Raw genomic sequence first — 2,380 nt, 5'->3', positions numbered from 1 at the left:
GCCCCGGCGAGGGACGCGGTCGTGGTCAGGTCCGGAGACGGTCCGCCCGGCGGTGGGCACGCCGCTGTTCGGCGTCGTCCCGGTTGCCGTAGCGGGCGCGGAGAGCGCGTTCGCGGGCGTCCACGAGGGCGTCGTCGGAGTGGTCCCCGTCCGGGCCGGCCGGCGGCGCCGGGTTCTCGTCCGCCTCGGCGTCGCGGCGTCGCGCCCGGATCTCGGCCCACGCGAAGTAGGCCAGGGCGAGCGGCGCCAGGACGCCGAAGGCGAGCCACTGCAGGCCGTAGGAGAGGTACGGGCCGTTCTCTATCCCGGGGATGGGCACCGGGGTGAGCGATCCGGGCTGGTCACCGGAGAGCTGGAGGTATCCGGCGGGCACGAGCGGGTGGCCGAGTGCCCCGCCCAGCACGGAGGGGTCCAGGACCCTCACGGCCGGCAGTCCGTCCACGAGGACCGGCTCCGCCTGACCGCTCTCCGCCGCGCGGAGCCGAGCGGTGATCTCGACGGGCCCCGCGGGCGCGGCGGCGTAGTCGGGGACCGTGTTGTTCTCGCCGACGGGGACGACACCCCTGTTGACCAGGATCTCCGGCCCATCGACCGGATCGAACACCGTCAACACCTGGTAGACCGGCTCGCCGTCGACCGCGCGGAGCCGCAGCAGTGCCTCGGCGTCGGGTAGCCACCGGCCGTCCAGTGTCACCAGCCGCCATTCGCGGTCGACGAACGCCTCGGGAGCGTCCACCACCTGCCCGAACGGGGCCGGCGCGGCCTCTATCGACTCGGCGAGGCGGGTGTTGCGGGCATCGAGGTCCTCGCTCTTGCCCAGCTGCCACGGGGCCAGGAGGGCGAAGCACGCCCAGGCGAACAGCGACACGGCGAGCAGGCCGATCAGCCAGCCGGGACTCAGAAAGCGCCGCAGACTCCGCATGTCCCCAGGGTATCCGCTGGACCCCGACGGGCTAAGTCAGGAGGGCACGCACCTCGGCCACCAACCCGGGGAGCGCCTCGGCGATCTGGAGACGGGTCCGGGTGAAGCCGTCGTGGTCGCCGTAGTAGGGGTCGGCCACGTCCTCACCGTCCGCCGCGGGATCGAACCCCCGCAGGAGGCGGACACGGTGTTCCTCGACCCCGGCGCCGAGGAGGTGGTCGCGATGGCCGCGGTCGAGCGCCACCACCAGGTCGGCCCGGTGATCGGGGGCCGACAGTTGTGCGGCCACGTGCGTGCTGTCGTACCCGTGGGACTCGAGCTCGGCCGCGGCCCGCGGATCCATGCCGTCCCCGACGTGCCACCCACCGGTACCCACGCTCGAGACGGTGACCCTGTCGCCGAACCCGGCGCCGGAGAACGCGTGCCGTGCCATGACCTCGGCCATGGGGGAGCGGCAGATGTTGCCGGTACAGACAAAGACGACGTGCACGCGCGGGTCACCACTCATGGATGATCCGCTCCAGCTCGGCGGTGTCCGCCGGGGACCAGCGGGCGCCGTCCCACTCGCCGGGGCTGCCGTAACCCCAGCGCACGATCGCCGTGGGGATCCCGTAGCGGGCGGCCCCCTCCACGTCGTGCTCGCGGTCGCCGATCATGAGGACGTGGCCCGTGCCCCCCTCGGCCACCGGTACCGGATCGACGCCGAGTGCGGAGAGTGAGTGCGCGATCACATCGGCCTTGGCCGCCCGCCCGACCCGCAGGTCCGCGCCGCCGATGAACTCGAACGGGTCGTCGAGCCGGAAGTGCTCCAGGATCCGTCGCGCGGCCCGCTGGTCCTTGCTCGTCGCCACGGCCATCCGGAAACCGTGGCCGGCCAGGCTCGTCAGCAGGCCGTCCATTCCCTCGTAGACCGCGTTCTCGAGCCACCCCACGTCGGTGTAGCGCTCGCGGTACGCGCTCATCGCCCGCTGCAGATCGTCGCCCCCGAGCCCCAGCGAGGCGAGGGTGTCCGGCATGGGTGGGCCCGCGATGGAGCGGATGTCACGTGAGTCGTCCCACCGGGCACCGACGGTGTCCAGCGCGTGGTGGAGCGACCTGGCGATGCCGTCCAGTGAGTCGGTGATGGTGCCGTCGAGGTCGACGAGGAGGATCGGGCGGTCGGGCATGCCGTCATCCTCTCAGACCCCGGCCGGCACGCGCCGCCACCCGTCGCCGCCGCCCCCGTGGGCCCCGCCTAGGCTGCCGGTCATGAGCGCCGCGCCCGGATCCGCGCCCGGATACCTGCCCGAGGGTCCGTCGTGGGACGCGCTGCGTCACCACGGTGATGCCGAGCTGGTGCCGGGTGCGGTGGACTTCGCCGTCAACGTGCGCGGGGACGCTCCGCCGGCGTGGCTACGGGAGCGGTTGGTCGATCGACTCGGTGACCTGGGTGGATACCCGACCGCCGACGACGGCGAG

At 73.2% G+C, this 2,380-nt stretch carries 3 protein-coding genes and 1 pseudogene; 1 reads left to right on the top strand and 3 read right to left on the bottom strand.

Annotated elements, in window-relative coordinates; genetic code table 11:
- Positions 1–25 precede the first annotated feature (25 nt).
- From G6031_RS17650 to G6031_RS17640, 3 genes are read right to left on the bottom strand one after another with little or no spacing between them, the layout of a single operon-like run.
- Entirely contained in the window at positions 26–922 is an 897-nt protein-coding gene (locus tag G6031_RS17650; RefSeq protein WP_179524994.1) for an SURF1 family cytochrome oxidase biogenesis protein, read from the bottom strand.
- A gap of 31 nt (positions 923–953) precedes the next feature.
- Positions 954–1,430, bottom strand: coding sequence for a low molecular weight protein-tyrosine-phosphatase (locus G6031_RS17645; RefSeq protein ID WP_179524995.1), 477 nt, complete (start codon positions 1,428–1,430; stop codon positions 954–956).
- Positions 1,420–2,088, bottom strand: coding sequence for an HAD hydrolase-like protein (locus tag G6031_RS17640; protein ID WP_179524996.1), 669 nt, complete (start codon positions 2,086–2,088; stop codon positions 1,420–1,422). Before G6031_RS17640 ends, G6031_RS17645 begins: the two co-directional genes overlap by 11 nt.
- Before the next feature lie 82 nt (positions 2,089–2,170).
- Between G6031_RS17640 and G6031_RS17635 the strand changes: the two are divergent.
- Positions 2,171–2,380, top strand: a pseudogene (locus tag G6031_RS17635) (hypothetical protein); the annotation flags it as partial.

The organism is Dietzia sp. CQ4 (assembly GCF_014145125.1).
GTDB classification, from domain to species: Bacteria; Actinomycetota; Actinomycetes; order Mycobacteriales; family Mycobacteriaceae; genus Dietzia; species Dietzia natronolimnaea.
This window is presented reverse-complemented; position numbering and strand designations above follow the sequence as displayed.